At 64.2% G+C, this 26756-nt stretch carries 23 protein-coding genes and 1 pseudogene; 13 read left to right on the top strand and 11 right to left on the bottom strand.

Annotated features, from left to right (window positions below):
- Positions 1-241: 241 nt before the first annotated feature.
- Positions 242-1195 carry an AraC family transcriptional regulator gene (locus GWE18_RS32075; RefSeq protein ID WP_275189699.1) on the top strand — a complete coding sequence of 318 codons (954 nt, stop codon included), beginning with the start codon at positions 242-244 and terminating at the stop codon, positions 1193-1195.
- Between the two features lie 180 nt (positions 1196-1375).
- Here GWE18_RS32075 and GWE18_RS32070 read toward each other — a convergent pair whose 3' ends face one another.
- Positions 1376-1771, bottom strand: coding sequence for a response regulator (locus tag GWE18_RS32070; RefSeq protein ID WP_057835874.1), 396 nt, complete (start codon positions 1769-1771; stop codon positions 1376-1378).
- 244 nt (positions 1772-2015) lie between these two features.
- Here GWE18_RS32070 and GWE18_RS32065 point away from each other — a divergent pair, with 244 nt between their 5' ends.
- The 8 genes and pseudogenes from GWE18_RS32065 to arfB all read left to right on the top strand — a co-directional run bounded on the left by GWE18_RS32065 (position 2016) and on the right by arfB (position 12198).
- Positions 2016-2999: a bifunctional riboflavin kinase/FAD synthetase gene (locus tag GWE18_RS32065; protein WP_275189698.1), complete on the top strand. Its 984-nt coding sequence runs from the start codon at positions 2016-2018 to the stop codon at positions 2997-2999.
- A complete protein-coding gene (locus GWE18_RS32060) occupies positions 2996-3550 on the top strand; it encodes a sugar O-acetyltransferase (RefSeq protein WP_275189697.1) in 555 nt (184 codons plus the stop codon). The genes GWE18_RS32065 and GWE18_RS32060 overlap by 4 nt, the downstream gene beginning before the upstream one ends.
- 198 nt (positions 3551-3748) lie before the next feature.
- Positions 3749-6766: pseudogene (gene ileS / locus GWE18_RS32055) on the top strand (isoleucine--tRNA ligase); the annotation flags it as partial.
- 540 nt (positions 6767-7306) lie between these two features.
- Positions 7307-7804 carry a signal peptidase II gene (gene lspA / locus GWE18_RS32050; RefSeq protein WP_275189746.1) on the top strand — a complete coding sequence of 166 codons (498 nt, stop codon included), beginning with the start codon at positions 7307-7309 and terminating at the stop codon, positions 7802-7804.
- Positions 7805-7908: 104 nt separating this feature from the next.
- Complete coding sequence (locus tag GWE18_RS32045) at positions 7909-8622, top strand: hypothetical protein (protein WP_275189696.1); 714 nt, start codon at positions 7909-7911, stop codon at positions 8620-8622.
- Positions 8623-8790: 168 nt separating this feature from the next.
- A complete protein-coding gene (locus GWE18_RS32040) occupies positions 8791-10179 on the top strand; it encodes a pitrilysin family protein (RefSeq protein WP_275189745.1) in 1389 nt (462 codons plus the stop codon).
- Positions 10101-11543, top strand: coding sequence for a pitrilysin family protein (locus tag GWE18_RS32035; RefSeq protein ID WP_275189695.1), 1443 nt, complete (start codon positions 10101-10103; stop codon positions 11541-11543). Before GWE18_RS32040 ends, GWE18_RS32035 begins: the two co-directional genes overlap by 79 nt.
- Before the next feature lie 235 nt (positions 11544-11778).
- Positions 11779-12198 (top strand): alternative ribosome rescue aminoacyl-tRNA hydrolase ArfB, encoded by a 420-nt coding sequence (gene arfB, locus GWE18_RS32030; RefSeq protein WP_275189694.1) that lies wholly within the window; start codon positions 11779-11781, stop codon positions 12196-12198.
- Between the two features lie 16 nt (positions 12199-12214).
- Here arfB and GWE18_RS32025 read toward each other — a convergent pair whose 3' ends face one another.
- From GWE18_RS32025 to GWE18_RS32015, 3 genes are all read right to left on the bottom strand, one after another.
- On the bottom strand, positions 12215-12748 hold the full coding sequence (locus GWE18_RS32025; protein WP_275189693.1) for an RNA polymerase sigma factor: 534 nt from the start codon (positions 12746-12748) through the stop codon (positions 12215-12217).
- Positions 12745-12942 carry a DUF2892 domain-containing protein gene (locus GWE18_RS32020; protein WP_275189692.1) on the bottom strand — a complete coding sequence of 66 codons (198 nt, stop codon included), beginning with the start codon at positions 12940-12942 and terminating at the stop codon, positions 12745-12747. Before GWE18_RS32020 ends, GWE18_RS32025 begins: the two co-directional genes overlap by 4 nt.
- Before the next feature lie 166 nt (positions 12943-13108).
- Positions 13109-13411 carry a hypothetical protein gene (locus GWE18_RS32015; protein WP_275189691.1) on the bottom strand — a complete coding sequence of 101 codons (303 nt, stop codon included), beginning with the start codon at positions 13409-13411 and terminating at the stop codon, positions 13109-13111.
- Between the two features lie 302 nt (positions 13412-13713).
- On the opposite strand from GWE18_RS32015, the gene mutL reads away from it, so the two are divergent.
- Positions 13714-15525, top strand: coding sequence for a DNA mismatch repair endonuclease MutL (mutL, locus tag GWE18_RS32010; RefSeq protein WP_275189690.1), 1812 nt, complete (start codon positions 13714-13716; stop codon positions 15523-15525).
- Between the two features lie 90 nt (positions 15526-15615).
- On the opposite strand, the gene rsmD is transcribed toward mutL, so the two are convergent.
- Positions 15616-16170, bottom strand: a complete 555-nt coding sequence (gene rsmD / locus GWE18_RS32005; RefSeq protein ID WP_275189689.1) for a 16S rRNA (guanine(966)-N(2))-methyltransferase RsmD — start codon at positions 16168-16170, stop codon at positions 15616-15618.
- A 7-nt stretch (positions 16171-16177) separates the two neighbouring features.
- Complete coding sequence (locus tag GWE18_RS32000; RefSeq protein WP_275189688.1) at positions 16178-18307, bottom strand: pseudouridine synthase; 2130 nt, start codon at positions 18305-18307, stop codon at positions 16178-16180.
- A gap of 162 nt (positions 18308-18469) precedes the next feature.
- Between GWE18_RS32000 and GWE18_RS31995 the strand changes: the two genes are divergently transcribed.
- Positions 18470-18916 (top strand): nucleoside deaminase, encoded by a 447-nt coding sequence (locus GWE18_RS31995; protein ID WP_275189687.1) that lies wholly within the window; start codon positions 18470-18472, stop codon positions 18914-18916.
- Between the two features lie 324 nt (positions 18917-19240).
- Here the strand turns inward: GWE18_RS31995 and GWE18_RS31990 are convergent, their stop codons facing one another.
- On the bottom strand, positions 19241-20146 hold the full coding sequence (locus GWE18_RS31990; protein WP_275189686.1) for an alpha/beta hydrolase: 906 nt from the start codon (positions 20144-20146) through the stop codon (positions 19241-19243).
- 114 nt (positions 20147-20260) lie between these two features.
- Between GWE18_RS31990 and GWE18_RS31985 the strand changes: the two genes are divergently transcribed.
- Complete coding sequence (locus tag GWE18_RS31985) at positions 20261-21493, top strand: acyl-CoA dehydrogenase family protein (protein WP_275189685.1); 1233 nt, start codon at positions 20261-20263, stop codon at positions 21491-21493.
- A gap of 137 nt (positions 21494-21630) precedes the next feature.
- Here the strand turns inward: GWE18_RS31985 and purD are convergent, their stop codons facing one another.
- From purD to GWE18_RS31965, 4 genes are all read right to left on the bottom strand, one after another.
- Positions 21631-22914: a phosphoribosylamine--glycine ligase gene (purD, locus tag GWE18_RS31980; RefSeq protein ID WP_275189684.1), complete on the bottom strand. Its 1284-nt coding sequence runs from the start codon at positions 22912-22914 to the stop codon at positions 21631-21633.
- Positions 22915-23008: 94 nt separating this feature from the next.
- Positions 23009-23314, bottom strand: coding sequence for a transcriptional regulator (locus tag GWE18_RS31975; RefSeq protein ID WP_275189683.1), 306 nt, complete (start codon positions 23312-23314; stop codon positions 23009-23011).
- A 4-nt stretch (positions 23315-23318) separates the two neighbouring features.
- Entirely contained in the window at positions 23319-23870 is a 552-nt protein-coding gene (locus GWE18_RS31970; RefSeq protein ID WP_275189682.1) for a hypothetical protein, read from the bottom strand.
- Between the two features lie 22 nt (positions 23871-23892).
- Positions 23893-24903, bottom strand: a complete 1011-nt coding sequence (locus tag GWE18_RS31965; protein WP_275189681.1) for an alpha/beta fold hydrolase — start codon at positions 24901-24903, stop codon at positions 23893-23895.
- Positions 24904-25040: 137 nt separating this feature from the next.
- Here GWE18_RS31965 and xseA point away from each other — a divergent pair, with 137 nt between their 5' ends.
- Entirely contained in the window at positions 25041-26660 is a 1620-nt protein-coding gene (xseA, locus tag GWE18_RS31960) for an exodeoxyribonuclease VII large subunit (RefSeq protein WP_275189680.1), read from the top strand.
- Positions 26661-26756 lie beyond the last annotated feature (96 nt).

Here is a 26756-nt window from a genome sequence, read left to right as displayed (position 1 = left end):
CGATTGCTGCTAACGCCTGCGCCTCCGCCAATCGCTCGGGTTTCGCAGGTTCTGCGAATAGCTCGGCCAATTATGTGTTCTTCCGCTACGCCGTAGCGGATAGATCACACTATCCGTCAGATAGTTTACGTGAGGAGTGTGCTGAGGTAAGTTCCGCGCCAGCAGGTCAGCGACCGCCCCACCTACTGCTCGCGCCATCGCGGCGAGGGCTCCATCGCCACCGCAACTTTGGTATTGGATCATGAATAAGCCGATCCGGCGCGATCCGTTGCAGGAGCACCCGCCCGTCGTATCTGAAGCCCGTCAGAGCAACTCGCCGATTGCCGATGGGCGTTCTGCCGATGTGGAGATGGCCCGTGTGCTGAAGATCGCACCGGTGCGCATGGCGTCCGATCCCTCAAGCGGCGCGATCGCTCACTGGAAGCATGGCGCCCTGCATGACGTCGTTGAGCCCATGACAGATCACGTCATTATGACTTACCCCACCGGGGTTCAGCGGCTGGAGCGGCGCAGCGGGAAATCAGTCGCGATTGGAACGGCGCGTTCCGGGGTGGTGACGATCATTCCGGCCGGATCGAGCGCGCGTTGGGATATTCCGGGACCTGTCAACGTCGTTCAGCTCTACCTTCCGCACAGAACGCTCGAGCGTGTTGCCATGGGAGCCGGCGCGTCGGCACCGGGCGACCTGCTGGAGCGAACGGGGCATCCCGACCCCGTTACATCCCGCCTGCTCATCAGTGCGGCGGACGTGTTGGAGGGCAACGCAACGCTTGATGCCCTGTTCAGGCAGCAGCTGACAGACCTCCTGGCCACGCGCCTCCTGGCTGCGCACACTGGCTTATCAACGCCGTCCCAGCCGACCATGGGTGGGCTGTCGCCGAAGGTCCTGCTCCGCGCCATCGAACGCCTACGTTCGAACAGCGAAGCGGACGTCTCGCTCGCGGCTCTCGCTTCAGAGGCCGGCCTGTCGCGCTTCCACTTCTGTCGTGCCTTCAAGGAGAGCACCGGGCTTTCGCCGCATGCCTGGCTGCGCCAGCACCGTCTCGAGCAGGCCATGAACATGCTGCGCGACACCGACGAGTCGGTCGTCTCGGTCGCCGCGGCGCTTGGCTATGCCTCCCAGACGGCCTTCGCCGCGGCGTTCAGGAAGCTGACCGGAGAAACACCGAGCGATTGGCGACGGCGCATGCGTTAACAGCAATGCTCCGCGCAGGACGTCATGCTGAACCGACGTACCACTTGGCATATGCCCTATTGCGCGACCTCCGTTTGTGCGATCGCTTCGCAATAAGTCGGCTATCGGGGCATAGCGGACCTCGCAAGCCGCCCGTCCGGCAGATTTATGGGTTCACGGCCTAGCTGGAGACCAGGCGCCTTACGCCGTCGCCATGTCCGGGAAGACAGCCTCGATCTTGGTCTTCAGCGTGGCCGCGTTGAACGGCTTGACGATGTAGTTGTTCACGCCGGCCTTCTTGGCGGCGATCACGTTCTCGGTCTTGGATTCCGCCGTGATCATGATGAAGGGCGTGGTGGCCAAATTGGGGTCGGCACGGACTTCCTTGAGCAGGTCGTAGCCGGTCATCGGCTCCATGTTCCAGTCGGAGATCACGAGCCCGTATTTCTTGCCGCGCATCTTGTTCAGCGCCGCCGAGCCGTCGCTGGCATCGTCGATGTTGTCGAAGCCGAGTTGCTTCAAAAGATTTCGGATGATGCGGATCATGGTGCTGTAGTCATCAACCACCAGAACCGGCATGGACAAATCAACCGCCATCTTTTCCCCCACTCAACGCTCACGCCACAAATATTCGACAGGCCTGCGCGACCCGCAGTCCTCCCCCAACCTCTAGCATCAGCCGTTAAACAGCCCGTTAACCGGGCGGCACCGGATTGCATCCGTTTTGGCCCAACCCGCCCGCTTGACTTCGACGGGGCCACCGCGTCACGGTCCGGCCGCGTTCACCGAGACCCAAAGAATCCGTACAGAATCCGTACAGAATCCGTGCAGAATCCCTGAAATGACAACTGGTTTTACCGTTATCCGAGACACCACCCCTGCCGCCGATATCCCCCGCGGGGCCGTCGTCGCCATGGGCAATTTCGACGGTGTTCACCTGGGCCACCGGGCCGTGATCGACGCCGCCCTGCGGATGGGCCGCGCCCATGGCAAGCCGGCTTTCGCGGTCACTTTCGAGCCGCATCCGCGCACCTTTTTCAGCCCGAACAGCCCCCAGTTCCGCCTCTCGGATGAAACCAACAAGCTGCGGCTGCTGGCTGCGACCGGCCTTGCCGGCGCCGTGGTGATGACGTTCGACAAGGCCCGCGCCGGAACCTCGGCGCAAGATTTCATTCACCATGACCTGATCGAACGCCTCGGGGTCAGCGGGATTGCCGTCGGCTACGACTTTCATTTCGGCAAGGGCCGTGCCGGCTCGCCGAGCCTTCTGGTCAGCGAGGGGCCGCGGCTCGGCATCGAGGTCGACGTCCAGGCCCATGTCGATATCGAGGAACGGCCGGTGTCTTCCAGCGCGATCCGCATGGCGCTGGCGGAGGGCCAGATCGACGATGCCACCGCCATGCTCGGCGGGCCCTGGTTCGTGAGCGGCGAGGTGATCCACGGCGAAAAGCGCGGCCGCGATCTCGGCTATCCGACCGCCAATATCCGCCTCGACAAGAATTGCAGCCTCAAGCACGGCATCTATGCGGTGCGGGTCGGCCTCGGGCAGGGAAAGGATCAGGTGCGGCTGGAGGGGGTCGCAAGCTTCGGCCGCCGGCCGACCTTCGACAACGGCGCGCCGCTATTGGAAGTGTTCCTGTTCGACTTCAAGGACGACCTCTATGGCGCCGTGCTCGATGTTGCCTTCATCGGCTTCATCCGCGATGAACTTAAATTCGACTCGATCGACGCGTTGATCCGGCAGATGGACGACGACAGCGCCCGGGCTCGCGAGCGGCTGGCCGCCGCGCCGGATGCTTTTCCCAAGCTAGGAGCGATCGGTTGAGCAAAACCGAAAAGCAAAAAATGCTGGCGGGCGAACTCTATCGCCCCGGCGACCCCGAACTGCAGGCGGATGCCGCCGCCAACAAAGCCTGGCTCGCGCGCTACAATGCGGCGCTCGCAGCACCCGTGGCCGAGCGTCACGCGCTGCTATCGGCCCATTTCGGCCGCGTCGGCACCGGCGCCGTGATCCGTCCGCCATTCTTTTGCGATTACGGCTACAATATCCGGCTCGGCGACGAGGTGTTCCTCAACTTCAACTGCGTCATCCTCGACGTGGTCGAGATCGTCATCGGCGACCGCACCCAGATCGGACCAGCGACGCAAATCTACGCCGCCGACCACCCGCGCGACGCTGAGACGCGGCGGACCGGCCTTGAATTCGGCCGTCGGGTGCGAATCGGCAGCGATGTCTGGATCGGCGGCGGCGCGATCATCCTCCCCGGCGTCACGATCGGCGACGGCGCGGTGATCGGCGCCGGCAGCGTGGTCACGCGGGATGTCGGCCCGGGCGTCATAGTTGCCGGAAACCCGGCCCGGCCGCGGCAGGCCTGACGGTCCCCGCCCCCCAGCAGGCTTTGCGATTTTCCCGGCTGGCTGCTATGGAAAAGCCCCATGTTTGCGCGGCGCACCATCAGCATTAGCGGCCCGGCTTCCGCCTGAGCGTTCTGCTCGGCGCAAGACCGGGTTTTTCCTGCTCAGCCGCTTTCCCCCCGCGTTTCAGCGCCGTCTTCGAGCCAAACCAGAGCATTCATGTCCCAAAAGTTGCAAAAATCCGAAACTACCGACTATTCCAAGACCCTGTTCCTGCCGCAGACGGAATTCCCGATGCGCGCCGGCCTGCCGCAGCGCGAGCCGGAGATCCTGAAATACTGGAACGAAATCGACCTCTACGGAAAGCTGCGCGAGGACGCCCGCGGCCGCGCCAAATTCGTGCTGCATGACGGGCCGCCCTACGCCAACGGCAACATCCATATCGGCCACGCCCTGAACAAGATCCTCAAGGACGTGGTGACCAAGAGCCAGCAGATGCTGGGCTTCGATTCCAACTACGTGCCGGGCTGGGACTGTCACGGCCTGCCGATCGAATGGAAGATCGAGGAAGAGAATTACCGCTCCAAGGGCAAGCCGAAGCCGGACTTCCGCGACTCCACCGCGATGGTGGCGTTCCGAAAAGAATGCCGCGCCTATGCGACGCACTGGCTGAACGTCCAGCGTGAGGAGTTCAAGCGGCTCGGCATCATCGGCGACTGGGACCACCCCTACGCCACCATGAGCTATCCGGCCGAAGCCCAGATCGCGCGCGAATTGATGAAGTTCGCCGCCAACGGCACGCTCTATCGCGGCTCCAAGCCCGTGATGTGGAGCGTGGTCGAGAAGACCGCGCTGGCCGAAGCCGAGGTCGAATACGAGGACTACACCTCTGACATGGTGTGGGTGAAATTTCCGGTCACCTCGCCGGCGCTTGGCGCGCTGGCCGAGGCGTCGGTGGTGATCTGGACCACGACGCCGTGGACGTTGCCGGGCAACCGCGCCATCTCGTTCTCGCCGAAGATCGCCTACGGTCTTTACAAGGTCACCGATGCGCCCGCCGACAATTGGGCAAAGACCGGCGACCTTCTGATCCTTGCGGACGCGCTCGCAGCAGAAGTGTTCAAGCAGGCGCGCGTCACCGCCTATGAGAAGGTGCGCGAACTGCCGGGCGACACGCTCGACGCGGTGGAATGCGCCCATCCGTTGAAGGGTTTTAGCGGCGGATACGAATTCACGGTGCCGCTGTTGCCCGGCGACCATGTCACCGACGACACCGGTACGGGCTTCGTCCATACCGCACCGGGCCATGGCCGCGAGGACTTCGACGTCTGGACGGCAAATGCGCGTGAGCTCGATCAACGCGGCATCAACATCACCATCCCTTACACCGTCGACGAGAATGGTGCTTTCACCGATCACGCTCCCGGCTTCACCGGCAGGCGCGTCATCAACGACAAGGGCGAGAAGGGCGACGCCAACGACGCCGTGATCAAGGCGCTGGTCGAGGCCGGCAAGCTCCTGGCGCGCGGCCGGCTCAAGCATCAGTATCCGCATTCCTGGCGCTCGAAGAAGCCGGTGATCTTCCGCAATACGCCGCAATGGTTCATCGCGATGGACAAAGCAATCACTCCAAACAAGTTGGTTTGGGGCAGTGGTGTGAATACCCCCTTGACGCTGGCCGGCGATGACACTTTGCGGAACCGAGCTCTGAAAGCGATCTCGGTGACGCAGTGGGTGCCGCCTGCCGGCCAGAACCGCATCAACGGCATGATCGCGGGCCGCCCCGACTGGGTGATCTCGCGCCAGCGCGCCTGGGGCGTGCCGATCGCCGTGTTCGTGCGCGAGAAGGGCGACGGCTCCGCTGAAATCCTGCAGGACGACATCGTCAACCAGCGCATCGTCGAAGCCTTCATGGAGGAAGGCGCCGACGCCTGGTACATGGACGGCGCACGTGAACGATTCCTGGGCGAACGCGCCGGCGAAGACTGGAAGAAGATCGACGACATCCTGGACGTCTGGTTCGACTCCGGCTCGACGCATGCCTTCGTGCTGGAGGACCGCCAGAATTTTCCAAGCCTTGGCAACATCGTCCGCAAGGTCGATGGCGGCGACGATACCGTGATGTATCTCGAAGGCAGCGACCAGCATCGCGGCTGGTTTCATTCCTCGCTGCTGGAGAGCGCCGGCACCCGCGGCCGCGCGCCCTATGACGTCGTGCTCACCCACGGCTTCACGCTGGACGAGAACGGCCGCAAGATGTCGAAATCGCTCGGCAACACCGTCGAGCCGCAGAAGGTGATGAAGGATTCGGGCGCAGATATCCTCCGACTGTGGGTCTCTGCCACCGACTATGCCGACGACCAGCGCATCGGACCGGAGATCCTCAAGAACACCATCGAGACCTACCGCAAGCTGCGCAACTCGATCCGCTGGATGCTCGGCACGCTGCATCATTTCAACCCGGCCGACGCGGTCGCCCATGGCGACATGCCCGAGCTGGAACGCCTGACGCTGCACGAACTGGCGAAACGCGCGACAATCGTGCGCCAGGCCTATGCCGAGTTCGACTACAAGACGGTGGTCGCGACGCTGGCAGCGTTTATGAACAGCGAATTGTCGGCGTTCTACTTCGACATCCGCAAGGACACGCTCTATTGCGATCCGCCGTCGTCAGTGGCGCGCAAGGCGGCGCTGACCGCGATCGACATCATCTGCGATGCGATCCTGCGCTGGCTTGCGCCTGTGCTCAGCTTCACCTGCGAAGAGGCGTGGCGGATGTACAAGCCGGACGCGGAAGCCTCGGTGCACCTGACCCTGTTCCCGGAAGGTTTTGACAAATTCCGCGACGATGCGCTGGCCGCGAAGTGGGAAACCGTTCGCAACGTCCGCCGTGTCGTCACCGGTGCGCTCGAACTCGAGCGCGCGGCCAAGAACATCGGCTCATCGCTGGAGGCCTCGCCGCTGGTCTATGTATCGGACAAGAGCATCTTCGATACGCTGTTCGATATTGACCTGGCTGAAGTCTGCATCACTTCGAACGCGATGGTGACCAACGACGGCGCGCCGGCCAGCGCGTTCACCCTCCCCGACGTTCCTGATGTCGCCGTTGTGGTCGAGAAGGCAGTGGGCACCAAATGCGCCCGGTCATGGAAGATCCTGCCCACGGTCGGCGAAGACGCCGAGTATCCCGACGTCTCCCCGCGCGATGCGCAGGCGCTGCGCGAATGGAAGGCGCTTGCCGAAGGCCATAAGCCGGCCGATGCAGCCGTAGCGGCTGCCAAGCCTGTCGCGTTGGTCGAACAGCAACCTGTAGAACAACCGCAACAAGCGGAGAAAGCGCCGGAGCAGGCCGGTTCAGGAAAGGCAACGGCGGACACGACTGCGAAGAAGGTCAGAGCAAGGAAAACTTTGGCAACCGCGGAGGCCGAGCAAGCCAAGGGCGAGGCGAAAGCCAAGAGCGCCCCCGAACCCAAGGCCGAAGTCAAGAAAGCAGAACCCAAGAAGGCTGCAGCCAAGAAGGCCCCAACGAAGAAAGCCAAGGCCAACGAGACCAAGGCCAACAAAGCCAAAACCAAGAAAGCCAAGGTCAGGAAAGCCGCCAAATCCAAAAAAGCTGCTTCGGCAACGAAGGCGGGCAAGAAGGGAGCTAAGAAGAAAGCGGTAAAGAAGGCGGACAAGAAAAGGACTGCCAAGAAGGCGGCAAGAAAGTTGCCTGCGACCGCGTCGAAAAAGAAGAAAAAGAAGAAGGCCAGATAAGTGTCCGGCAAGGAGCGCTTCGTGACCCCTCACCTCCGCGCCGGTGCGATTGCCGCGGTCGTCACATTCGTGATCGATCAGGCCTCAAAGCTCTGGCTGCTCTATGTGTTCGACCTCGCCCATCGCGGCGCGGTCAGGGTCACGCCGTTCTTCGACCTGGTGCTGGCCTGGAACATCGGGATCAGCTTTGGCTGGTTCCAGAGCGATAATCAGTTCGCCCAGCTCGCGCTGATGGCGATCAAGGCGATCGCCGTGATCGTGCTGGGGATCTGGATGGCGCGCTCCAGCACGCGTCTCGCGACGCTGGCGCTCGGCCTGATCATCGGCGGCGCGGCCGGCAACGGCATCGACCGATTCGTGCACGGCGCGGTGGTCGATTTCGCCCTGTTCCACCTTGAGATCGGGGGAAAAACCTTCAATTGGTACGTGTTTAACCTGGCGGATGTGGCCATTGTTGCCGGGGTAGCGGGCCTATTGTATGACTCGTTCCTGGGGGTACCCGCCGCAAAAGCGCCCTGATCCCGGCCGATACGAACCCCTGCGGTATGGAGCCATTACGCCCCTCAAGCCGGCCCCCAAGGGTTGCAAGACGTGTTGCAAAAATTGTGAATGGGAACAGCGCGATGCGCGAGACCGAAGCCCGCTACTGGATGCTGCAGACCAGCTCGCTGAACCGGGCGTTGCGGTTCGCCGCCATTGCCCTCGGCATCGGCCTCGTGATGGCCGCCGGACCGGTGCGCGCGGCTGACGAAGAGGAAGAAGACGACAAGACCTTCGAGGAAAAGATCATCGAAGGCATCATGCGCGGCATCGGCGGCACCAACATGGAAAACCGCGGCATCGATTACCGCGAGCGTTCCCCGCTGGTGGTTCCGCCCAAGCTCGATTTGCCGCCGCCGGCCGGAACCGCGGCCGAAGTGAAGGCGCCGAACTGGCCAAAGGACCCTGACGAGCAGCGCCGCAAGGCTGCTGCCGTGGCGCGCAAGAAAGCGAACAAGGATCCACACGAAGCGGCGCGCATCCTGACGCCGGCCGAACTCGCGGTGGGCAAGACCGCGGCGCCCTCGCGCAAGGACAACGATCCGGTGCAGCCCGGCACCACCAACTACAATCCGATGCTGAGCCCGTCGCAGCTCGGCTATACCGGTGGCTTCAGCGGCCTGTTCGGCGGCAGCAAGAGCGAGACGGCCCCGTTCAAGGGCGAGCCGACGCGGGATTCGCTGACGCAGCCTCCGCCTGGCTACCAGACGCCGTCGTCGAACTTTGCCTACGGCACCGGACCGAAGGAATCGCTCAACAAGGAATACAATCCGGCCGCCGGCAAGTATGGCGAATAGTTAAGCTCATCTCTCGCCTTCGTGACGATTGCTGGTACCGGCGCGGTGTACGATGCCGCGGCTTGATCCCGAACGGTTTCGTCGGGTTACTTCTAACATTTGCGCGAATTCCCGTCGCAAGACCGGTAGCCAGTTTTGCGGGATGAGCGCGCCAGATAATAGGTCATGATGTCCTCACACCGCTTTGCCGCTTCTCTCGTCGCAGCCCTCATCTCGACATTTGCTTTCTCCACCGGCAGTGCATTCGCCCAGACCACGGTCACGTCGGAACGTCCCGCCAGCTTCACCCTGGACAACGGCCTGCAAGTGGTCGTGATCCCGGATCACCGCACGCCCGTGGTCACGCAGATGATCTGGTACAAGGTCGGCTCCGCCGACGAGACACCGGGCAAATCCGGACTGGCGCACTTCCTCGAGCATCTGATGTTCAAGGGGACCGCCAAACATCCCGCCGGTGAATTTTCCCAGACCGTGCTGCGGATCGGCGGCAACGAGAACGCCTTCACCTCGCTCGACTACACCGGCTATTTCCAGCGCGTGCCGCGCGAACAACTGGCGAAAATGATGGAGTTCGAGGCCGACCGCATGACCGGCCTCATCCTCAAGGATGAGAACGTACTGCCCGAGCGCGATGTCGTGCTCGAGGAATTCAACATGCGGGTCGCCAACAATCCGGATGCGCGGCTGACCGAGCAGATCATGGCGGCGCTGTATCTCAATCACCCCTATGGCCGGCCGGTGATCGGCTGGCGCCAGGAAATCGAGAAGCTCGACCGGGAGGATGCGCTGGCGTTCTACAAGCGCTTCTACGCGCCGAACAACGCGATCCTGGTGATTGCAGGCGATGTCGACGCCAAGGAAGTCCGCCCGATGGTGGAAAAGGCCTATGGCGGCATTCCGGCGCAGCCCTCCATTGCCGCGCAGCGCATCCGTCCGCAGGAGCCGGTGCCCGCTGCTCCCCGCGCGGTGACGCTGTCCGATCCGCGCGTCGAGCAGACCAGCCTGCGGCGTTATTATCTCGTCCCCTCCTCCGCGACCGCTGCGGCCGGCGAAGGCCCGGCGCTCGACGTGCTCGCGCAATTGATGGGCGGCGGCTCCAACTCCTATCTTTATCGCGCGCTGGTGGTCGACCGCCCGCTCGCTATCAGCGCCGGCGCCGGTTACCAGGGCACCGCGCTGGATCCCTCGCAATTCTCGATCTCGGTTTCGCCGAAACCCGGCGTGGAGTTTTTGCAGATCGAGCAGGTAATCGACGGGGTGATTGCAGACGTCATCCAGAATCCCGTCCGCGCCGAGGATCTCGAGCGGGTCAAGACCCAGTTGATTGCAGAGGCGATCTACGCCCAGGACAACCAGGCCACGCTGGCGCGCTGGTATGGCGGGGCGCTGACCACGGGACTTTCCATCGACGACATCAGGAGCTGGCCGGACCGGATTCGCGCCGTCACCTCCGAACAAATCCGCGATGCCGCGCAGAAATGGCTCGACAAGAAACGCTCGGTGACCGGCTATCTCATCAAGGATACGACGGCGAAACGCGAGGAGAAGCGCTCGTGATCCGTTTTTCGATTGGCGCACACCGCCTCGCATCCGGCCTGATTGCCGGCGCCGTGCTGCTGTTCCTGGCGGCGAGCCCGTCGCACGCCGCGGCAAAGATCCAGCGACTGGTCTCGCCTGGCGGCATCGAGGCCTGGTTCGTTCAGGACGCCACCGTGCCCCTGATTGCGATGGAGTACGCGTTCAGCGGCGGCGCCGGCCAGGATCCATCAGGCAAGTCCGGCGTCGGTAACATGGTCGCCAGCCTGCTCGATGAAGGCTCCGGCGATCTCGATTCAAAGACCTTTCACGAGCGCCTCGAGCGCCGCGCCATCGAGCTGAGCTTCTCGTCGACCCGGGATTATTTCCGCGGCTCGCTCCGCATGCTCAAGGACAACAAGGACGAGGCCTTCGATCTCCTGCAGATGGCGCTGACCTCGCCGCATTTCGACACTGCCGACGTCGAGCGTATTCGCGCACAGGTGCTCTCCGGATTGCGCCGCGACTCCACCAACCCGACCTCGCTGGCGAGCCGCAAATTCCTCGAAGTCGCGTTCGGCGATCATCCCTATGGCAGGCCGGGCAACGGCACGCTCGACAGCGTGCCGAAGATCGACGTCGCCGATATGAAGGACTACGTTCGCCGCGTGATCGCCAAGGATAGCTTGCGGATTGCCGTGGTCGGCGATGTCGATGCCGACACGCTCGGCAAGCTGCTGGACAAGACTTTCGGCGGACTGCCAGCCAAGGCCAGCCTGACGCCGGTGGCCGAGGTCGAGGCCACCCGCCCGCCGCAGCGCGCGTTCGTGCCGCTCGACGTGCCGCAGACCGTGGTGACGTTCGGCGGACCCGGCATTCGCCGCTACGATCCGAATTTCATGGCGGCCTATGTCGTGAACCACATCCTCGGCGGTGGATCGTCGTCGCGGCTCTACAAGGAGGTACGCGAGAAGCGCGGCCTGGCCTATTCGGTCTATGAATCCCTGCTCTGGATGGATCGCTCCGCCCTGTTCATCGGCAACACCGGCACCCGGGCCGACCGTGCCGGCGAGACTGTCGACGCGATCGAGAAGGAAATCCGCCGCATGGCCGAGGAAGGCCCGAACCAGAAGGAACTGGACGAAGCCAAGTCGTATCTCAAGGGCTCGCAGATGCTGGCGCTCGATACCTCCTCGAAGCTCGCGCAGGCGCTGCTGCAATACCAGCTCGACAAGCTGCCGATCGATTACATCGAAAAGCGCAATGCCCTTGTCGACGCCGTAACGCTCGATGACGCCAGAAAGGTCGCCAAGCAGCTCTGGGACCAGGGCCTGCTCACCGTCATCGTCGGCCGCGCCCCGCAGGCCGCCGCCCAGCCCGCCGCGGCGCCGCTAAAGACGAATTAGGCCTCTTCTACGGTCAGGCACTCCCTCCCGACACAGCACACTGCGCTCCCTCCCCCCTTGCGGGGGAGGGTTGGGGAGAGGGGTAAGCCACACGCACCGCCGATGCCGCCACCCCTCTCCCTAACCCTCCCCCGCAAGGCCCCGCAAGGGGGGAGGGAACGACCGAGCGCGCGGCGAGCGGCTTCTCCTCAAAACCGCTATGGTGCTCGGCGATTCTTTTTCCCTGGTGAACGCCATGCTGCGGGTTTCCCGCGACCTCACGATCGACGAGAACGACATCGAGATCGGCTTCGTCCGCGCGTCCGGCCCGGGCGGGCAGAACGTCAACAAGCTCGCGACCGCGGCCCAGCTCCGTTTCGACACGCGCAAGATCACGCTGCCGGAGGACGCAGCCCTGCGGCTGAACCGGATTGCCGGCCAGCGCATGACCAAGGAGGGCGTGATCGTGATCCACGCCCAGCGCTTCCGTACCCAGGAACGCAACCGGGCTGACGCCATCGACCGCCTGCTCGAAATGCTGCGCGAAGCCATGGTAAGGCCGATACCGCGGCGAGCAACCAAGCCGACCTTCGGCTCGAAGCAGCGAAGGCTGGAAGGCAAGAAGCGCCGCAGCGACATCAAGTCGAAGCGTACCACCGCGCGCTTCGACGACTGATGCCGCAGGCGCGGCATCAGTCCCGGATCAGATACTCCCGGATCATGATTCGCGCGCGGTGAATGCGGGCCTTGACGCTTTCGCGCGTCAAAGCGAGAACATCAGCGATTTCGTCGATCGACAATTCCTCGATATCGCGCAGCAGGATCACCTCGCGGTAGTGATCGGGCAGCGACTGGATGGCGCGCGAAAGATCGATGCGAATGTCTTCGGGCGCGAGATGCGTCAGGCGCGCCTCCGCATTGTCTGCTGGCGCTTCCGATGTTCCCGTCGCCCGGCGCAGCAGGCGAAGGCAGGCGCGGCGCGCGACCGCAAACAGCCACGCCGAAAACGACGTCACTGCGCGCAGCGTGCCCACCCGCCGGTACAGCAGCAACAGCGTTTCCTGAACCGCGTCGTCGATATCGGCCGCGCGGCAAGTGCGCGCGGCATAACGGCGGATATCAGGCTGGGCCGCTGCGATCAGCGCGACCAACGCCGCAGTGTCCCCGCCGCGCGCGGCTTCGACCAGCGAAGGATCGCAGCGGCTTGTTCCAGCCAACGCATTCATGGCGACGGCAGCCTGCGGCCGACCATGGCGCACATCGGACAAAATCCGAAAAATCCGGTTGCGATTGCGATCACGCCGGCGCCCGCGATCAGATAGCCGGCGGGCATGCCGAGCAGCCCATATGCGATCATGCCAACACCCGCGACCGACCGCATGGCCCGCTCCCATCCCGGCAAATTCTTGCGATAAAACATACCAGCTCCTTTCGATTCAGCGAGAGAACATCAGCGTTCTCCCCCGATAGAGCCGCCCGGCCGGGCTTTCGGTTCGCGCGTCATTTGCCAAAACGTAAAAAAAACTCCGGCCGCCGCGCGGCCGGAGCTTCTGGTTTCGGAAGAGAAACCCGACGAAGGGACGGGTTTACCGGCCCGTCGCTGCACCGCCAGCGCCGCCAGGGGCCTTGGGCGCTGTGCTGCCGGCGCCGACCGTACCCTTGGCGCCAGCACCGGTTTTGGCGGTCGCGCCGCCAGCCTTCTGGCCGGGCGCCGCCCGCGCATCCATGTCCTCATCGACGCTGCCTGACGCTCCGCCGCCTTGCATTTGGGTCGTGCCCTTTGCACCGCCGCGGATCTGCGGGTCGGATGAGACGCCTTGCGCCAGTACCGGACCAGCAAGCAGCGCCGAGATTGCAACAGCGATCGCCGAGGTTTTCGCTAACTTCATCCATTTCTCCAAGGTTTTGTTGACGACGAACAGTTCGGCTTCTTCAGGCGCCGTTCACAACCCGAACATGTTCATCGCCGGATCAGTCGTTATCCGCGAACGACGCGCGCGCCATGCAAGCCGCGCGATGTGGTGATCTTGCAGGGATTTCGGGGTAATTTTGCGAATCCTTGGCCACACACCAACCGCATATGCGATGCTTCGGCAGCTTCGGAAAAGTTCCGTAAAAATATTTTGATACATGCATTTGATCCGGTAGCCCTCTAAAATCGCCCACCAGCCTCGAATCGATCCGAGACCGCATGCCCGTCCGCCAACTCCCCGAACAGGTCGTCAACCGCATCGCCGCCGGCGAGGTGGTCGAGCGTCCTGCGAGCGTGGTCAAGGAACTCGTCGAAAACGCCATCGATGCCGGCGCCAGCCGCGTCGACATCTTCACCGACGGCGGCGGCCGGCGACGGATCGGCATCACCGACGACGGCAGCGGCATGATCTATGGCGATCTTGCGCTCGCTGTCGATCGCCACGCTACCTCCAAGCTCGATGACGAGGATCTCTTACGCATTCGCACACTCGGATTTCGCGGCGAAGCCCTGCCTTCGATCGGCGCGGTCGCGCGCCTCGGCATCACCACGCGCCACGCGGGCGAGCCGCACGCCTGGTCGTTGTCGGTCGAAGGCGGCGTGAAATCGGAGATCATGCCGGCGGCCCTGTCGCAAGGCACCCGCGTCGAGGTCAGCGATCTGTTTTACGCGACGCCCGCGCGGCTGAAATTCCTCAAGACCGACCGCACCGAGGCCGAAGCAATCCGCGAAGTGGTGCGGCGGCTCGCAATGGCGCGGCCCGATATCGCCTTCACGCTCGCCGGCGAAGAACGCGCGCCAGTGACCTGGGCCGCAGCGCTGCCCGGCGCGGCGGGTCGGCTGACGCGGCTCGGCGATATCCTGGGAAGCGATTTTCGCTCTTCCGCCATCGAGGTGCGCGCGGAGCGGGAAAGCGTTGTGGTCGAGGGTTTTGCCGCAGCCCCCTCGCTGACCCGGGCCAATGCGCTCGGACAATATCTCTTCGTCAACGGCCGCCCGGTGCGCGACAAGCTCATCCTCGGCGCGGTGCGCGCGGCCTATTCGGATTACCTGCCGCGCGACCGCCATCCTGTCGTGGCGCTGTTCGTGACGCTCGAGCCGCAGGAGGTGGATGCCAACGTGCATCCGGCCAAGACCGAGGTGCGGTTTCGCAACGCCGGCCTCGTCCGCGCGCTGATCGTGCATGCGCTGAAAGAGGGTCTTGCCCGCGAAGGCAGGCGCACGGCTGCCAATACCGACGGCGCGGCGCTGTCGGCGTTCCGCCCGTCCTTTGCACCGCGCCCGACCAACTGGGACTGGCGCAGTTCGCCGGCCTATCCGGTCAGGCCCGCGCCCTCGTTCGAAGGCGCAGCGGCAATGGCGCTCGCCGAAGCGGGGCAAGCCGCCTTCGATGTCGGCGCGCCGACCGCCGACGTGCGCTTCGACGCGCAACCATCCGCCGATCTGCTCGACCGGCCGCTGGGCGCCGCGCGGACGCAGATCCACGAGACCTATATCGTGTCGCAGACCCGCGATGGCCTGATCGTCGTGGACCAGCATGCCGCGCATGAGCGCATCGTCTATGAGAAGCTGAAGGCGTCGCTGGCGAAGAACGGCGTGCAGCGGCAGATATTGCTGATCCCCGAGATCGTCGAACTTGACGAAGCCACTGTCGAAAAACTGCTCGCGCGCGCCGACGAACTTGCCTCGTTTGGCCTCGCGATCGAATCCTTCGGCCCCGGTGCGGTGGCGGTGCGCGAGACGCCGTCGCTGCTCGGCAAAGCCAATGCTGCGGGATTGCTGCGCGATCTCGCCGAGCACATGGCCGAATGGGACGAGGCGCTGCCGCTGGAGCGCCGGCTGATGCACGTCGCCGCCACCATGGCCTGCCACGGCTCGGTCCGCGCCGGCCGCCGCCTCAAGCCGGAAGAGATGAACGCACTGCTCCGCGAAATGGAAGACACGCCGAACTCCGGCCAGTGCAACCACGGCCGGCCAACCTATGTGGAGTTGAAGCTGTCGGATATCGAGAAGCTGTTCGGGAGAAGGTGAGAAATCGTAGGGTGGGCAAAGCGAAGCGTGCCCACCATCACGAGCACGCTGCTTGATGGTGGGCACGGCGCAAGTGCGCCTTTGCCCACCCTACCGACCTCTCAAAAACACGAACTCCGTATCATCATACGCGCGCCGCTCGAGCTCCTCAAAGCCTTCGGGCGCCGCAAGTGCCGCAGCCTTCGCCTCCTCCACCACCAGCAGCGCGCCCGGCGTCAGCCAGCGGCCATCGCGCAGCGAGACCAGCGCCTTCTCTGCAAGTCCCTTGCCGTAGGGCGGATCGAGAAAGGCCAGCGAGAACGGCTCGACCGGATGCGCCGGGCCGAGATTGGTGGCGTCGCGGCGATAGACCTTTGTCACGCCGCCAAGGCCAAGCGCCTCGACATTGTTGCGCAACAGCGCGCGGGCTTCGGCGCCGTTGTCGACGAACAGCGTGAAAGCCGCACCGCGCGACACCGCCTCGATGCCGAGCGCGCCGGTGCCGGCGAACAGGTCGAGCACCCGCGCACCCTCGATCGGGTCGTCATAGGCGTGGATCAGGATGTTGAACACGGACTCGCGCAAGCGGTCCGCCGTCGGGCGGATCGCCTGCGAGGAAGGCGAGGCGATATTACGGCCCTTCAATCGTCCACCGACGACACGCATCGCCCAACTACTCGTCCCGCGGCGTCAGGTCGCGCTTGCCGTGATAGCCGCGCCGGGGGCGGCGCGGCGGGCCGTAGCCGTTGGCTTCTTCCTCGTTGCGCGCACGGGCTTCCTCGCTGCCGGTACGCTGCACCAGCACGCGGCGGCCCTTGCGGTCGGCGATCAGTGCACTCTTGCCCGCCGGCTTGAACGGCTTCTTGCCGCGCGGCGCGTCGTCTTCGTCCTCGGATTTCTCACCGGGCATCGGCCGGTTGAAGTCGGCACCGGCCAGCGTTGCGATCTTCTCGCCGAGCTGCTCGCGCAGCACCCGCGTCTTGACCTCCTCGACCTCGCCTTCCGCGAGTTCGCCAAGCTGGAACGGGCCGTAGGAGACGCGGATCAGCCGGTTCACCTCGAGACCGAGATGCGACATGACGTTGCGCACCTCTCGGTTCTTGCCTTCGCGGATCGCAAACACCAGCCACACATTGGCGCCCTGGTCGCGCTCCAGCGTCGCATCGATCGAGCCGTATTTGACACCATCGACCTCGACGCCCTTCTTCAGCTCATCGAGCTGCGCCTGGGTGACCTCGCCATGGGCACGGACACGGTAGCGCCGCAGCCAGCCGGTATCGGGCAGTTCGAGCGCGCGCGCGAGCCCGCCGTCGTTGGTGAGCAGCAGCAGGCCCTCGGTGTTGAAATCGAGCCGGCCGATCGAGATCAGCCGCGGCAATCCCTCCGGCAGATTGTCGAACACCGTCGGCCGCCCCTCGGGGTCGGCATGCGTCGTCATCAACCCGCGCGGCTTGTGATACATGAACAGCCGCGTGCGCTCGCGCGGCGGCAAGACCTTGCCGTCGACGGCGATGGAGTCGTTGGCGGTGACGTCGAGCGCCGGCGAATTGATCACCCGGCCGTTGACGGTGACGCGGCCCTGCGTGATCCATTCCTCGGCATCGCGGCGCGAGGCCAGCCCCGCACGGGCCACGACCTTGGCGATGCGCTCGCCGGCTTTTTTCGGCTTCGGCTCCGCGCGCGGCGCGCGCTTGTCGAAATCGGTCGGGCGCTCGCGATACGCGCCACGGCCCCCGAAGGCAGGACGCTTTGCAAAAATCCTGCTGTCGTCTTCATTGTCGCGGCGCGGCCGGTCGCCTTCGCTGCGCGGATGCTCCTGCCAATCGGTGCGGCCTTCCGGTCTTTGTCGGGGACGGTCGAACTTCGGCCGGTCCTCACGCGAACGCGAAAAGCGAGGACGCTCTTCGCCGCCGCGATCGTCGCGCGACCGGTCAAAGCGTGGTTTATCGAAATTGCGCGCACCGTCACGGGCGGGACGGGAGTCACGCTCGCCGCGGTCCTCGCGCTTCTGCCACGGCTTTGAATCACCGCGATCGGCGCCAAAATTCTTGCGCGGACCGCGATCAGGCGCACCGCGCGAGAACTTCTTGTCGCCGCCAAACTTTCGCTCCGGACGATCGCGATCGCGGGACGGCCGGGCGCTAAAGGGCCGATCGCCGCGCGGACGGTCGCCGTCTTTGCGAAAACCTTCGCCGCGCGGCGTATAGGGCCGCTTCTCGCCACCACCCTCTCGCGGGGTATAGGGTTTCTTGTCGCCAAATTTCCGTTCGGAAAAACGTCCCGCCGGGCGAGCATCGTCGCGATCACGGCGCGGGGCACGGTCGTCGCGATTGAAATTCGGCCGATCGCCGCGCGGCTTGAACGAGCGCTTCTCGCCGCCGCGGTCATCGCGCGGGCGAAAATCCTTACGCGCTCCACGGTCCGGACGATCACCGGTGTCGCTGTTGCGATCCCCGGAGTCGCGATTGCGATCCCGCGTAAACGGCCGATCGCTGCGCGGGCGCGGCGCATCGCCAAAATCCCGACGCGGCGGACGATCGTCGCCGTCGCGCTTGCCGGCGTAAGGTTTTCCGCCGGAATAAGGCTTCTTGCCAAACGACTTCGCGCCGTCGGGCTTGCCGGCATAGGGACGCCGCTCCCCGTCACCGTCGCCCTTGCCGGCAAACCCGCGCTTGGCGAATTTCTTCTCCGGCCCCCTCGCCGCCCCGGAGCGGCCCTTACCACCGCCGGCGCGGCCCTTGCTGCCGCCGGGACGGTCACGCCGGCCGCGGGAATCGTTGTTTTTGTCGCTATCGCGGGGCATGAATGGTCTCTCGAATATGGATGAATTGCCAATCAGGGTGCGGATGGGCTGTCATAGCGATAACGCGCGCGCACTTTGCTCAAGGCGCATTCTCACGCAACACCGGTATCCGCGTTTGCTGAAGGCGGTTCTCATAGCAGGTTTCTTTCGATGATACGAGGCATGACGGCCCCTTCTTTCATGGATTTAGCGCTGAAAACGGCCGAAAACGCCGGAAAAGCCGGCGAAGTTCCGATCGGGTGCGTAATCGTCAGGGATTACGAGGTAATCGCCACGGCCGGCAACCGGACGCTGACCGATCGCGACCCGACGGCTCATGCCGAAATACTGGCGATCCGGCAGGCTGCTGAGGCGATCGGGACCGAGCGACTGGTCGATTGCGACCTCTACGTCACGCTGGAGCCCTGCACGATGTGCGCCGGCGCGATCTCGTTTGCGCGGATCCGGCGGCTCTATTACGGCGCAGCCGATCCCAAGGGCGGCGCGGTGGATTCCGGCGTACGGTTCTTTGCACAGCCGACCTGCCATCACGCGCCGGAGGTTTATTCGGCGGTGGGGGAGACCGAGGCGGCGACGTTGCTCAAGGAGTTTTTCAAGGTGAGGCGGTAGGCCCGCGCGCTCCACACGCCATTGTCATCATCCGCGAAAGCGGATGATCCAGTATTCCAGAGACGGTAGTGATCAACCGAGAGACCGCGGCGTACTGGATACCCGCCTTCGCGGGTATGACGACGGTGCGTGCGGCGACAGGCGCGGGCCGTCATTGCGAGCCAACGGGTCGGCGCAAGGCGCCGCCCGATGACAGGCTCCGCGAAGCAATCCATCGCGCGGCATAACGGATAGATGGATTGCTTCGTCGCGGAGCCTGTCATCGGGCGCGCATTCGCGCGACCCGTTGGCTCCTCGCAATGACGTGGAGAGGTTCGCGTCAACTCAAGGCGCCAGGAAAAATTCCCTGAGCAGCTTCGCCGTCACGTCCGGATTCTCCTCCGTGAGAAAATGCCCGGAATCCACCGGCGCGCCGCTAACGTTCGTCGCCCATCTCTTCCAAGCATCGAGCGGAGTTGCCGCTGCAGGCGCGACGCCGGCATCACCCCACAGCGCCAGCATCGGAATCGTAATCTTCTTTCCCGCATCGACATCCGCCTTGTCGATCTCGTAATCGGCATAGGCGCCGGCGCGGTAGTCTTCGCACATCGCGTGTACGCGGGCGGGATCGCGGAACGGCGCGAGATAATGCTCCAGCGCGCGCGGATCGATGGCGTCGAGCGTCTTCGATTTGGTCTGGCTCGCCATCTTATGCTTAAGGAAAAATTCTCCATTGCTGGCGACCAGCGTTTCCGGCAGCGGGTACGGCTGCGCCAGAAACGCCCAATGATAGATCTTCAGCGCCGAGAGCCGGTTCAACTTCTCCCAGTAATCATAGGTCGGCGCGATATCGAGCACGGCTAGCTTCGACAGCCGGCCCGGATGATCGAGCGCCAGCCGGTACGATACCCGCCCGCCGCGGTCGTGGCCGGCGAGCGCGAAATGGACATGGCCGAGCTGCTCCATCGCCTCCACCATCGCTTTCGCCATCGCGCGCTTGGTATAGGGCGTGTAGTTTTCGTCGCTGCGGGGCATGTCCGACCAGCCATAGCCCGGCAGGTCGGCGATGATCAGCGTGAACCTGTCGGCCAGCTGCGGCGCGACCTGGTGCCACATCACATGCGTCGACGAAAAACCATGCAGCAGCAATAGCGGTGGGCCGTTGCCGCCGACGCGGGCAAAGATGCGGCCCGACGAGGTGTTGATCCATTCGGAGGCGTATCCGGGAAACAGATCGGCAAGATCGGGCATGGGCGGGCGCTCCTTGCTGCTTCAAACTTTGTTTGTCGTTGCCGGTTGGCAGACCGCAGGTTTAAGCCATCCCTCAAGCCCGACCAACAGGAACAAGGCGCGAGGAAACCACCGATGTCGATCGATTTCGAAATCCCGGCCGAGGCCAAGGCAATCCGCGAGAAGGTCCGCCAATGGGTGCATGAGGAATGTATCCCCGCGGAGAAGGAACTCGACACCAGGCCGCTCGCCGAAGTGCTCGGCCCGCTGCGGGCCAAGGCCCGCGCGCGCGGCCTGTGGTGCCCGTGGGTGCCGAAGGAATATGGCGGCATGGGTCTCGGGCCGCTGGCCAATGCGCTGGTGCAGATGGAGCTCGGCGAGAGCATGCTGGGCGCGCTGTCGATGAACACGCAGGGGCCCGACGACGCCTCAATGATGACGATCCTCGCCCACGGCACGGAATATCAGAAGGAGAAGTTCCTTAAACCCCTGCTCAATGGCGACAAGCGGATCTGCTTCTCGATGACGGAAAAGGCCGCCGGTGCCGACGCCACGGGCATGCAGACCACGGCGGTGAAGGACGGCAACGAGAACTACATCCTGAACGGCGAAAAATGGTTCTCCTCCTCCGCCAGCGTCGCCGACATGGCGCTGGTGATGGCCAAGACCGATCCGAACGCGCCGCGGCACAAGCAATATTCCACCTTCATCGTCGAGTTGCCGAACCCCGGCTACAAGATCAAGCGCAATGTCGCGAACATGGCGATCGAGGGACCGCATGACGATGTCATCCACGGCGGCCATTCCGAAATCGAGATCAGGGATCTGAAGGTGCCGGCCGACAATCTGCTCGGCGGCGAAGGCAACGGCTTTGCGATGGGCCAGCACCGTCTCGCCTACGGCCGCCTGCGCCATGGCATGCACAACGTCGCCAAGGCGCAGCGCGCGCTCGACATGGCCGTTGCCCATGTCACCAAGCGCTCGACCTTCGGCACCCTATTGGCGGACCGACAGGCCGTGCAGTTCATGCTCGCCGATTGCGCCAGCGAACTCTACATCGGCCGCCTGATGCTGCTGCACATCGCCTACAAGGCGGAAAAGGGCCTCGATATCCGGCAGGAGAATTCGATCGCAAAAATCTTCCATGCGCACATGGTGCACAAGGTGATCGATACCGCGATCCAGCTCCACGGCGCACTCGGCTTCAGCCAGGATACGCCGCTCGCCAAATGGTACACCCAGGTCCGCGCGCAGCGTCTGGTCGACGGTCCGGACGAAGTGCACAAGTGGCGGATCGGCAAGAACGTCATCAAGGCGTTCCGCGAGCACGGCACGACGGCAAGCGCCGCGGGCGGAGATTTGCTGTGACGTCGCCAGTATCTGAGAAGTGTCATTGCCGGGCTTAACCCGGCAATCCATCCCTCTCGAAGATTCTTGCGAAGATGATGGATGCCCGGGTCAAGCCCGGGCATGACGAGTTGAGTCAGTTGCGCGCAACGCGCGCGTCAGCCCCGCGCCCTCTCCTGCTCCACCGCCTGCCAGGCAATGTCGCGGCGGCAAAAACCATCGGGCCAATTAATGCGATCCACAGCCTGATAGGCGCGCTCTCTCGCCTCCGTCACGGTCTTGCCCATCGCACACACGTTCAGCACACGCCCGCCATTGGCAATGATAGCGCCGTCCTTCTCCGCCGTGCCGGCATGGAAGATTTCGACGCCCTCGATTTTCGCGGCGTCATCGAGGCCCTCGATGCGCGTGCCCTTCTTGTAGTCGCCGGGATAACCCTTCGCCGCCATCACCACGGTCAGCGCCGGCTCGGGAAACCAGCGCAGGTCGAAATGCTTCAGTTCTCCGTCGCAGGAGGCGAGAAACGCCGGCACAATGTCGGACATCATTCGCAGCATCAGCACCTGACATTCGGGATCGCCGAAGCGAACGTTGTACTCGAACAGTTTTGGACCCTGCTCCGTCAGCATCACGCCGGCATAGAGCACGCCGCGAAACGGCGTGCCGCGTTTCTTCATGCCGGCGACGGTCGGCAGGATGATCCGCGCCATGATCTGATCGTGAATTTCCGGCGTCACGAACGGCGTCGGTGAGTAGGCGCCCATGCCGCCAGTGTTCGGCCCTTCGTCGTGATCGAAAACACGCTTGTGATCTTGCGCTGAGGCCAGCGGGATCGCGGTCTCGCCGTCGCACAGCGCGAAGAAGCTGATCTCGCGGCCAGAGAGAAATTCCTCGATCACGACTTCGGTGCCGGCCGCACCGAACGCACCGTCGAACATCATGGCGATGGCCGCTTCGGCCTCATCAAGCGTTTTGGCGACGACAACGCCCTTGCCGGCCGCCAGCCCGTCAGCCTTGACCACGATCGGCGGGCCCTGCGCGCGCACATAAGCCATCGCATCGTCAGCCGTCGTGAAGCGGCCGTAAGCCCCGGTCGGAATGTTGAATTCAGTGCAGAGCGCCTTCGTAAACCCCTTGGAGCCCTCGAGCTGCGCCGCCTGCTTGCCCGGACCAAACGCCTTGATGCCGGCCTTGGCGAGATCATCGACGATTCCCGCCGCCAGCGGCGTCTCCGGGCCGACCACGACGAGATCGACCGCATTGCTCTTGCAAAACTCGATCACGGCCAGATGGTCAGCGACATCCAGCGCCACGCACTCCGCTTCTCGCGCGATGCCGGCATTGCCCGGCGCGCACCACAATTTGGTCAGCAGCGGGGAAGCGGCAATCTTCCACGCTAGAGCGTGTTCGCGGCCGCCGGAACCGAGCAGGAGAATGTTCATGAATCTGGCCAGATACGGGAGTTCAAGGCCAAGTCGGTCGCATAAAAGTCCCTCCCCCCGCAAGGGGAGCATCACGCTTGTGCAGAGGAGTTTGCTACACTTTCCCCCCTGACGCGGCGATGATCTCCTGCAGCGTGGCGACATGGCGGGCGAAGGCGCCGCGGCCGGCCGCGGTCGCGGTTACCGTGGTCTGCGGCTTCTTGCCGACAAAGGCCTTTTCCACCGCGACATAACCGGCCTTGGCCAACGTCTCGATATGGGCGCCGAGATTGCCGTCGGTAGCGCCGGTGAGTTGCTTCAGTTTTGAGAATTCCAGCCCGGTGCCCGATGGTAATGCGTTCAGCCCCGCCATGATCCGCAAGCGCAGCGGTTGATGGATGATATCGTCGATCTCGGCCATGGCGCTAGTTCCGGCGCATCCACCAGCCGCCGAGCATCAGCCCGCCGCCATCGACAAAGGCCATCCACAGGTCGAACCAGTCGCCGAGCAGGAAGTATCCGACCAGCGCCAGTGCGCTGATGCAAAGACCGATCACGACAAAGGCTTGTCCGAACCAGAGTCCGGCGATGACGTAGAGCAGCATGAAATAAATTGGCCAGAACGTGCCCATCTGGCGCGGCGTGAAGTGGCCGAGCACGCTCGTGCAGAGGAAACCAAAGGCGAAGAACAGCACGAACGCGATCAGCATCCTGAAGTCGAACGTGCGAATGCCTGTCTTGCGATATCCGAAGGCGCTGATCGCAAACGATCCGGCGACGCCCGCGATGTTCAGACCGGCCCAGAAATAGCCGGCCTGGCGCGGCAGCAGAAACGAGCCGAGATAGCCCGCAAATACCAGCGTGCCCCACATGATCAGCATCAGGCTGGCGAGATTGTAGATCCGCGATTGCCGGACGCGGCGCGTCATCTCGTTGATGTCGGCGAGCGCCTCGGAGGCCGCGCGGCTGTCGATCATGTTGCCCATCCCCACGTCACCGCTATGATCCTGCCATGGCGCGCGTGGCAACATCTTCGGCGATGATGGATACCGCCTTCGGCGCAGCGACGATACCCATGTGGTTGATGCCGTCGAGCACCCTGACGTCGACCGCGACCTTCGCGCCGCGCACGGCTTCGGCGTATTTGTCCGAAAACATCAGTTCGTCGTCGGCGCCGGAGATGATTGTAAGCGGCTTTGTCGCGGCGGCGAGATCGTGGCGGAAATCGCCCGCAACCGCAAAGTTGCGCATCAACCGGTCGGTATAAGTCGACACCAGCGTCTTCTCGGAGTTCGGTGGTACCGCGAGCGCCAGCACCGGCAGTGCCTCACAGCAGGTTATCCCGAACTTGCGCAGCGCCAGCAGGCCAATGATGCGCGGGATATCGGCGCGCGCCCAGCCGCCGGAACTCGGCCGGGTGGAGGGAGCATCGTAGCCGAGATAGGGAGCGAGCAGCACGAAGCGCTCGAACAGGTTCTGCATCGGCGAGCCGGCGGTGCGCAGCGCAAAGCCGCCGCCGGAGGAATGACCGATCAGGGTCAACGGCGCTGACGGCACGCTGCTGCGCAACACCGCGACGAAATCGGCGAGATCGTCCTCAAGCTGGCCGACATAACCTATATCGCCGCGCGTGCCTGACGTGCCGTGGCCCCGCATATCGACCGCAAAGGTCTCCACGCCGTGCGCAGCCAGCGCCTGCGACAGCGCATGGATGGTGCCGCCGCTGGAGCCGGAGGAGCCATGAATCACGATCGCCACGCGCCCCGTCGGCGCGCCACCCACGCCATAATGGCGGAAGCCGAGCCATGTGCCGTCGCGGGCCTGGAACCGCTCAATCGCAGGCAGGCTGGAAAGATCGACGGTGGCCCGCGCCCGCGAGATCGCTTGCAGTTCCGGTAACGGCTGCAGCGGCGTTGCCAGCAGGGCCAGCACCACCAGCGCCAGCACGCCGATGCCGCACAGGCCCCATTTCACGAGGCTCACGAAGCCGCGGATTAGCAATTTAAACATCGATCTCGCCTCGCCTGAACATAACACAGAGAACTCTGTACTACAGAGTACATGAGTTCCACAAGTCCTGGAATGGCGGGGATCGTTAAAAATCCCTACGTTGCGGGCAATGCCTCAAAGGTCCGAATCAGTTGCCGATGCCGCCAGATAACCTGATCAACGCGCCCGAATTCACCGTCTCGGAACTCTCCTCCGCCCTGAAGCGGACGGTGGAGGACGCCTACGGCCATGTCCGCGTGCGCGGGGAAATCTCCGGCTTCCGCGGGCCGCACTCCTCGGGCCACTGCTATTTCGCGCTGAAGGACGAGAGCGCCAAGATCGAGGCGGTGATCTGGAAATTCGCCCACGCCCGGATGCGGTTCAAGCCACAGGAAGGGCTCGAGGTCATCGCCACCGGCAAGCTCACGACCTATCCGGGCTCGTCGAAATACCAGATCGTCATCGAAGCGCTCGAGCCCGCCGGGATCGGCGCGCTGATGGCGCTGATGGAGGAACGCAAGCGGAAGCTCGCCGCCGAGGGCCTGTTCGACGAGGCGCGCAAGCAATTGCTGCCCTGGCTGCCGGAAGTGATCGGCGTTGTCACCTCGCCGACCGGGGCGGTGATCAGAGACATCCTGCACCGGCTGCAGGACCGCTTCCCCCGCCGCGTGCTGGTGTGGCCGGTGAAGGTCCAGGGCGATGGCTCGGCGGAGCAGGTGGCAGCGGCCATCCGCGGCTTCAATGCGCTGCCGGAAGCGGGGCGAATCCCGCGGCCGGATCTGTTGATCGTTGCGCGCGGCGGCGGCTCGCTGGAGGATTTGTGGTCGTTCAACGAGGAGATCGTGGTTCGCGCCGTCGCCGACAGCATGATCCCGCTGATCTCGGCCGTCGGCCATGAGACCGATATCACGCTGATTGATTTCGCCGCCGACAAGCGCGCGCCGACGCCGACGGCCGCCGCCGAAATGGCGGTTCCCGTCCGCAGCGAATTGTTCGCCGAGGTCGAAAGCCTGGCGCGGCGCACGATGGTGTGCTGGCAGCGCGGCCAGGAGAGCCGCCGCAACGAGTTGCGCGCCGCCGCCCGCGCGCTGCCCGGTTTAAGCGAACTGCTCGCGATCCCCAGGCAGCGGCTGGATCATTTCGGCGCCGCCCTGCCCCGCGGCCTGAAGGCCAATACGCACGCCCATCACCGCCGCTTTTCGCAGCTCAGCGCCGGCCTGACCCTGAAGGTTCTGCGCGGACAGGTCTCGCAGGCCAATCATCGCCTCACGGTGTCGGGCGAACGTATCAGGCTGTCCGCCCGCGCCCTGCTGCGCAACCGGCGTGAACGCTTTGCCGGGCTTGAGGTCAGGCTGAAGGCCTCAAAACTCTCCAACGCCCAGGCGCAGCGCAACGCTATCGCGCGCGACCGCGAGCGCACACAGCGGCTGGCCGATCGCGCCCGCCGCGCGCTGGTCACCGCCATGCAGCGTCTCGATGCGCGGGTCGCCCATAGCGGCCAATTGTTGTCGGCGCTGTCCTATCGCGGCGTGCTCGCCCGCGGCTTTGCCCTGGTGCGCGACGAACAGGGCCACGCCGTCCACGCCGCTGCCGCGATCGGACCGAGCGCGCATCTGTCGATCGAATTTGCTGATGGCCGCGTCGGCGCCACGGCGGATGCGGATCGGCCGGCCGCGACGACCGCCGCCGCTGGCCCGGCCAAGCCGGCCCCGCGCGAGACCAAGCCGGCCGCGCCCAAGCGCGTGGCAAAGCCGGTTGATCAGGGAAGCCTGTTCTAGAGCCTTTTCGGTTCTGATTGCATCAGAACCGGGCTCTAGATTCTTGTTTTGACGCGTTTTCTTGACGCGAACCGGTGTCCACCCCGGATCAAGTCC

This window comes from Bradyrhizobium sp. CSA112, assembly GCF_029051645.1.
Lineage (GTDB): Bacteria > Pseudomonadota > Alphaproteobacteria > Rhizobiales > Xanthobacteraceae > Bradyrhizobium.
Note: the sequence above shows the minus strand (reverse complement) of the source record. Positions and strands in the feature narration are given on the sequence as shown.

What these genes read in the sequence shown, in the direction of transcription:
- GWE18_RS32025 (WP_275189693.1), bottom strand. Translation starts at nt 12,748, where the DNA reads ATGAATGCGTTGGCTGGAACAAGCCGCTGCGATCCTTCGCTGGTCGAA.
- GWE18_RS31975 (WP_275189683.1), bottom strand. Translation starts at nt 23,314, where the DNA reads ATGGCCGAGATCGACGATATCATCCATCAACCGCTGCGCTTGCGGATC.
- GWE18_RS32065 (WP_275189698.1), top strand. Translation starts at nt 2,016, where the DNA reads ATGACAACTGGTTTTACCGTTATCCGAGACACCACCCCTGCCGCCGAT.
- xseA (WP_275189680.1), top strand. Translation starts at nt 25,041, where the DNA reads ATGCCGCCAGATAACCTGATCAACGCGCCCGAATTCACCGTCTCGGAA.
- GWE18_RS31965 (WP_275189681.1), bottom strand. Translation starts at nt 24,903, where the DNA reads ATGTTTAAATTGCTAATCCGCGGCTTCGTGAGCCTCGTGAAATGGGGC.
- GWE18_RS32040 (WP_275189745.1), top strand. Translation starts at nt 8,791, where the DNA reads ATGTCCTCACACCGCTTTGCCGCTTCTCTCGTCGCAGCCCTCATCTCG.
- rsmD (WP_275189689.1), bottom strand. Translation starts at nt 16,170, where the DNA reads ATGCGTGTCGTCGGTGGACGATTGAAGGGCCGTAATATCGCCTCGCCT.
- GWE18_RS32020 (WP_275189692.1), bottom strand. Translation starts at nt 12,942, where the DNA reads ATGTTTTATCGCAAGAATTTGCCGGGATGGGAGCGGGCCATGCGGTCG.
- GWE18_RS32075 (WP_275189699.1), top strand. Translation starts at nt 242, where the DNA reads ATGAATAAGCCGATCCGGCGCGATCCGTTGCAGGAGCACCCGCCCGTC.
- GWE18_RS31995 (WP_275189687.1), top strand. Translation starts at nt 18,470, where the DNA reads ATGACGGCCCCTTCTTTCATGGATTTAGCGCTGAAAACGGCCGAAAAC.
- GWE18_RS32000 (WP_275189688.1), bottom strand. Translation starts at nt 18,307, where the DNA reads ATGCCCCGCGATAGCGACAAAAACAACGATTCCCGCGGCCGGCGTGAC.
- GWE18_RS32035 (WP_275189695.1), top strand. Translation starts at nt 10,101, where the DNA reads ATGGCTCGACAAGAAACGCTCGGTGACCGGCTATCTCATCAAGGATAC.
- GWE18_RS32045 (WP_275189696.1), top strand. Translation starts at nt 7,909, where the DNA reads ATGCGCGAGACCGAAGCCCGCTACTGGATGCTGCAGACCAGCTCGCTG.
- GWE18_RS31970 (WP_275189682.1), bottom strand. Translation starts at nt 23,870, where the DNA reads ATGATCGACAGCCGCGCGGCCTCCGAGGCGCTCGCCGACATCAACGAG.
- GWE18_RS32015 (WP_275189691.1), bottom strand. Translation starts at nt 13,411, where the DNA reads ATGAAGTTAGCGAAAACCTCGGCGATCGCTGTTGCAATCTCGGCGCTG.
- GWE18_RS32070 (WP_057835874.1), bottom strand. Translation starts at nt 1,771, where the DNA reads ATGGCGGTTGATTTGTCCATGCCGGTTCTGGTGGTTGATGACTACAGC.
- purD (WP_275189684.1), bottom strand. Translation starts at nt 22,914, where the DNA reads ATGAACATTCTCCTGCTCGGTTCCGGCGGCCGCGAACACGCTCTAGCG.
- mutL (WP_275189690.1), top strand. Translation starts at nt 13,714, where the DNA reads ATGCCCGTCCGCCAACTCCCCGAACAGGTCGTCAACCGCATCGCCGCC.
- arfB (WP_275189694.1), top strand. Translation starts at nt 11,779, where the DNA reads ATGCTGCGGGTTTCCCGCGACCTCACGATCGACGAGAACGACATCGAG.
- GWE18_RS31990 (WP_275189686.1), bottom strand. Translation starts at nt 20,146, where the DNA reads ATGCCCGATCTTGCCGATCTGTTTCCCGGATACGCCTCCGAATGGATC.
- GWE18_RS31985 (WP_275189685.1), top strand. Translation starts at nt 20,261, where the DNA reads ATGTCGATCGATTTCGAAATCCCGGCCGAGGCCAAGGCAATCCGCGAG.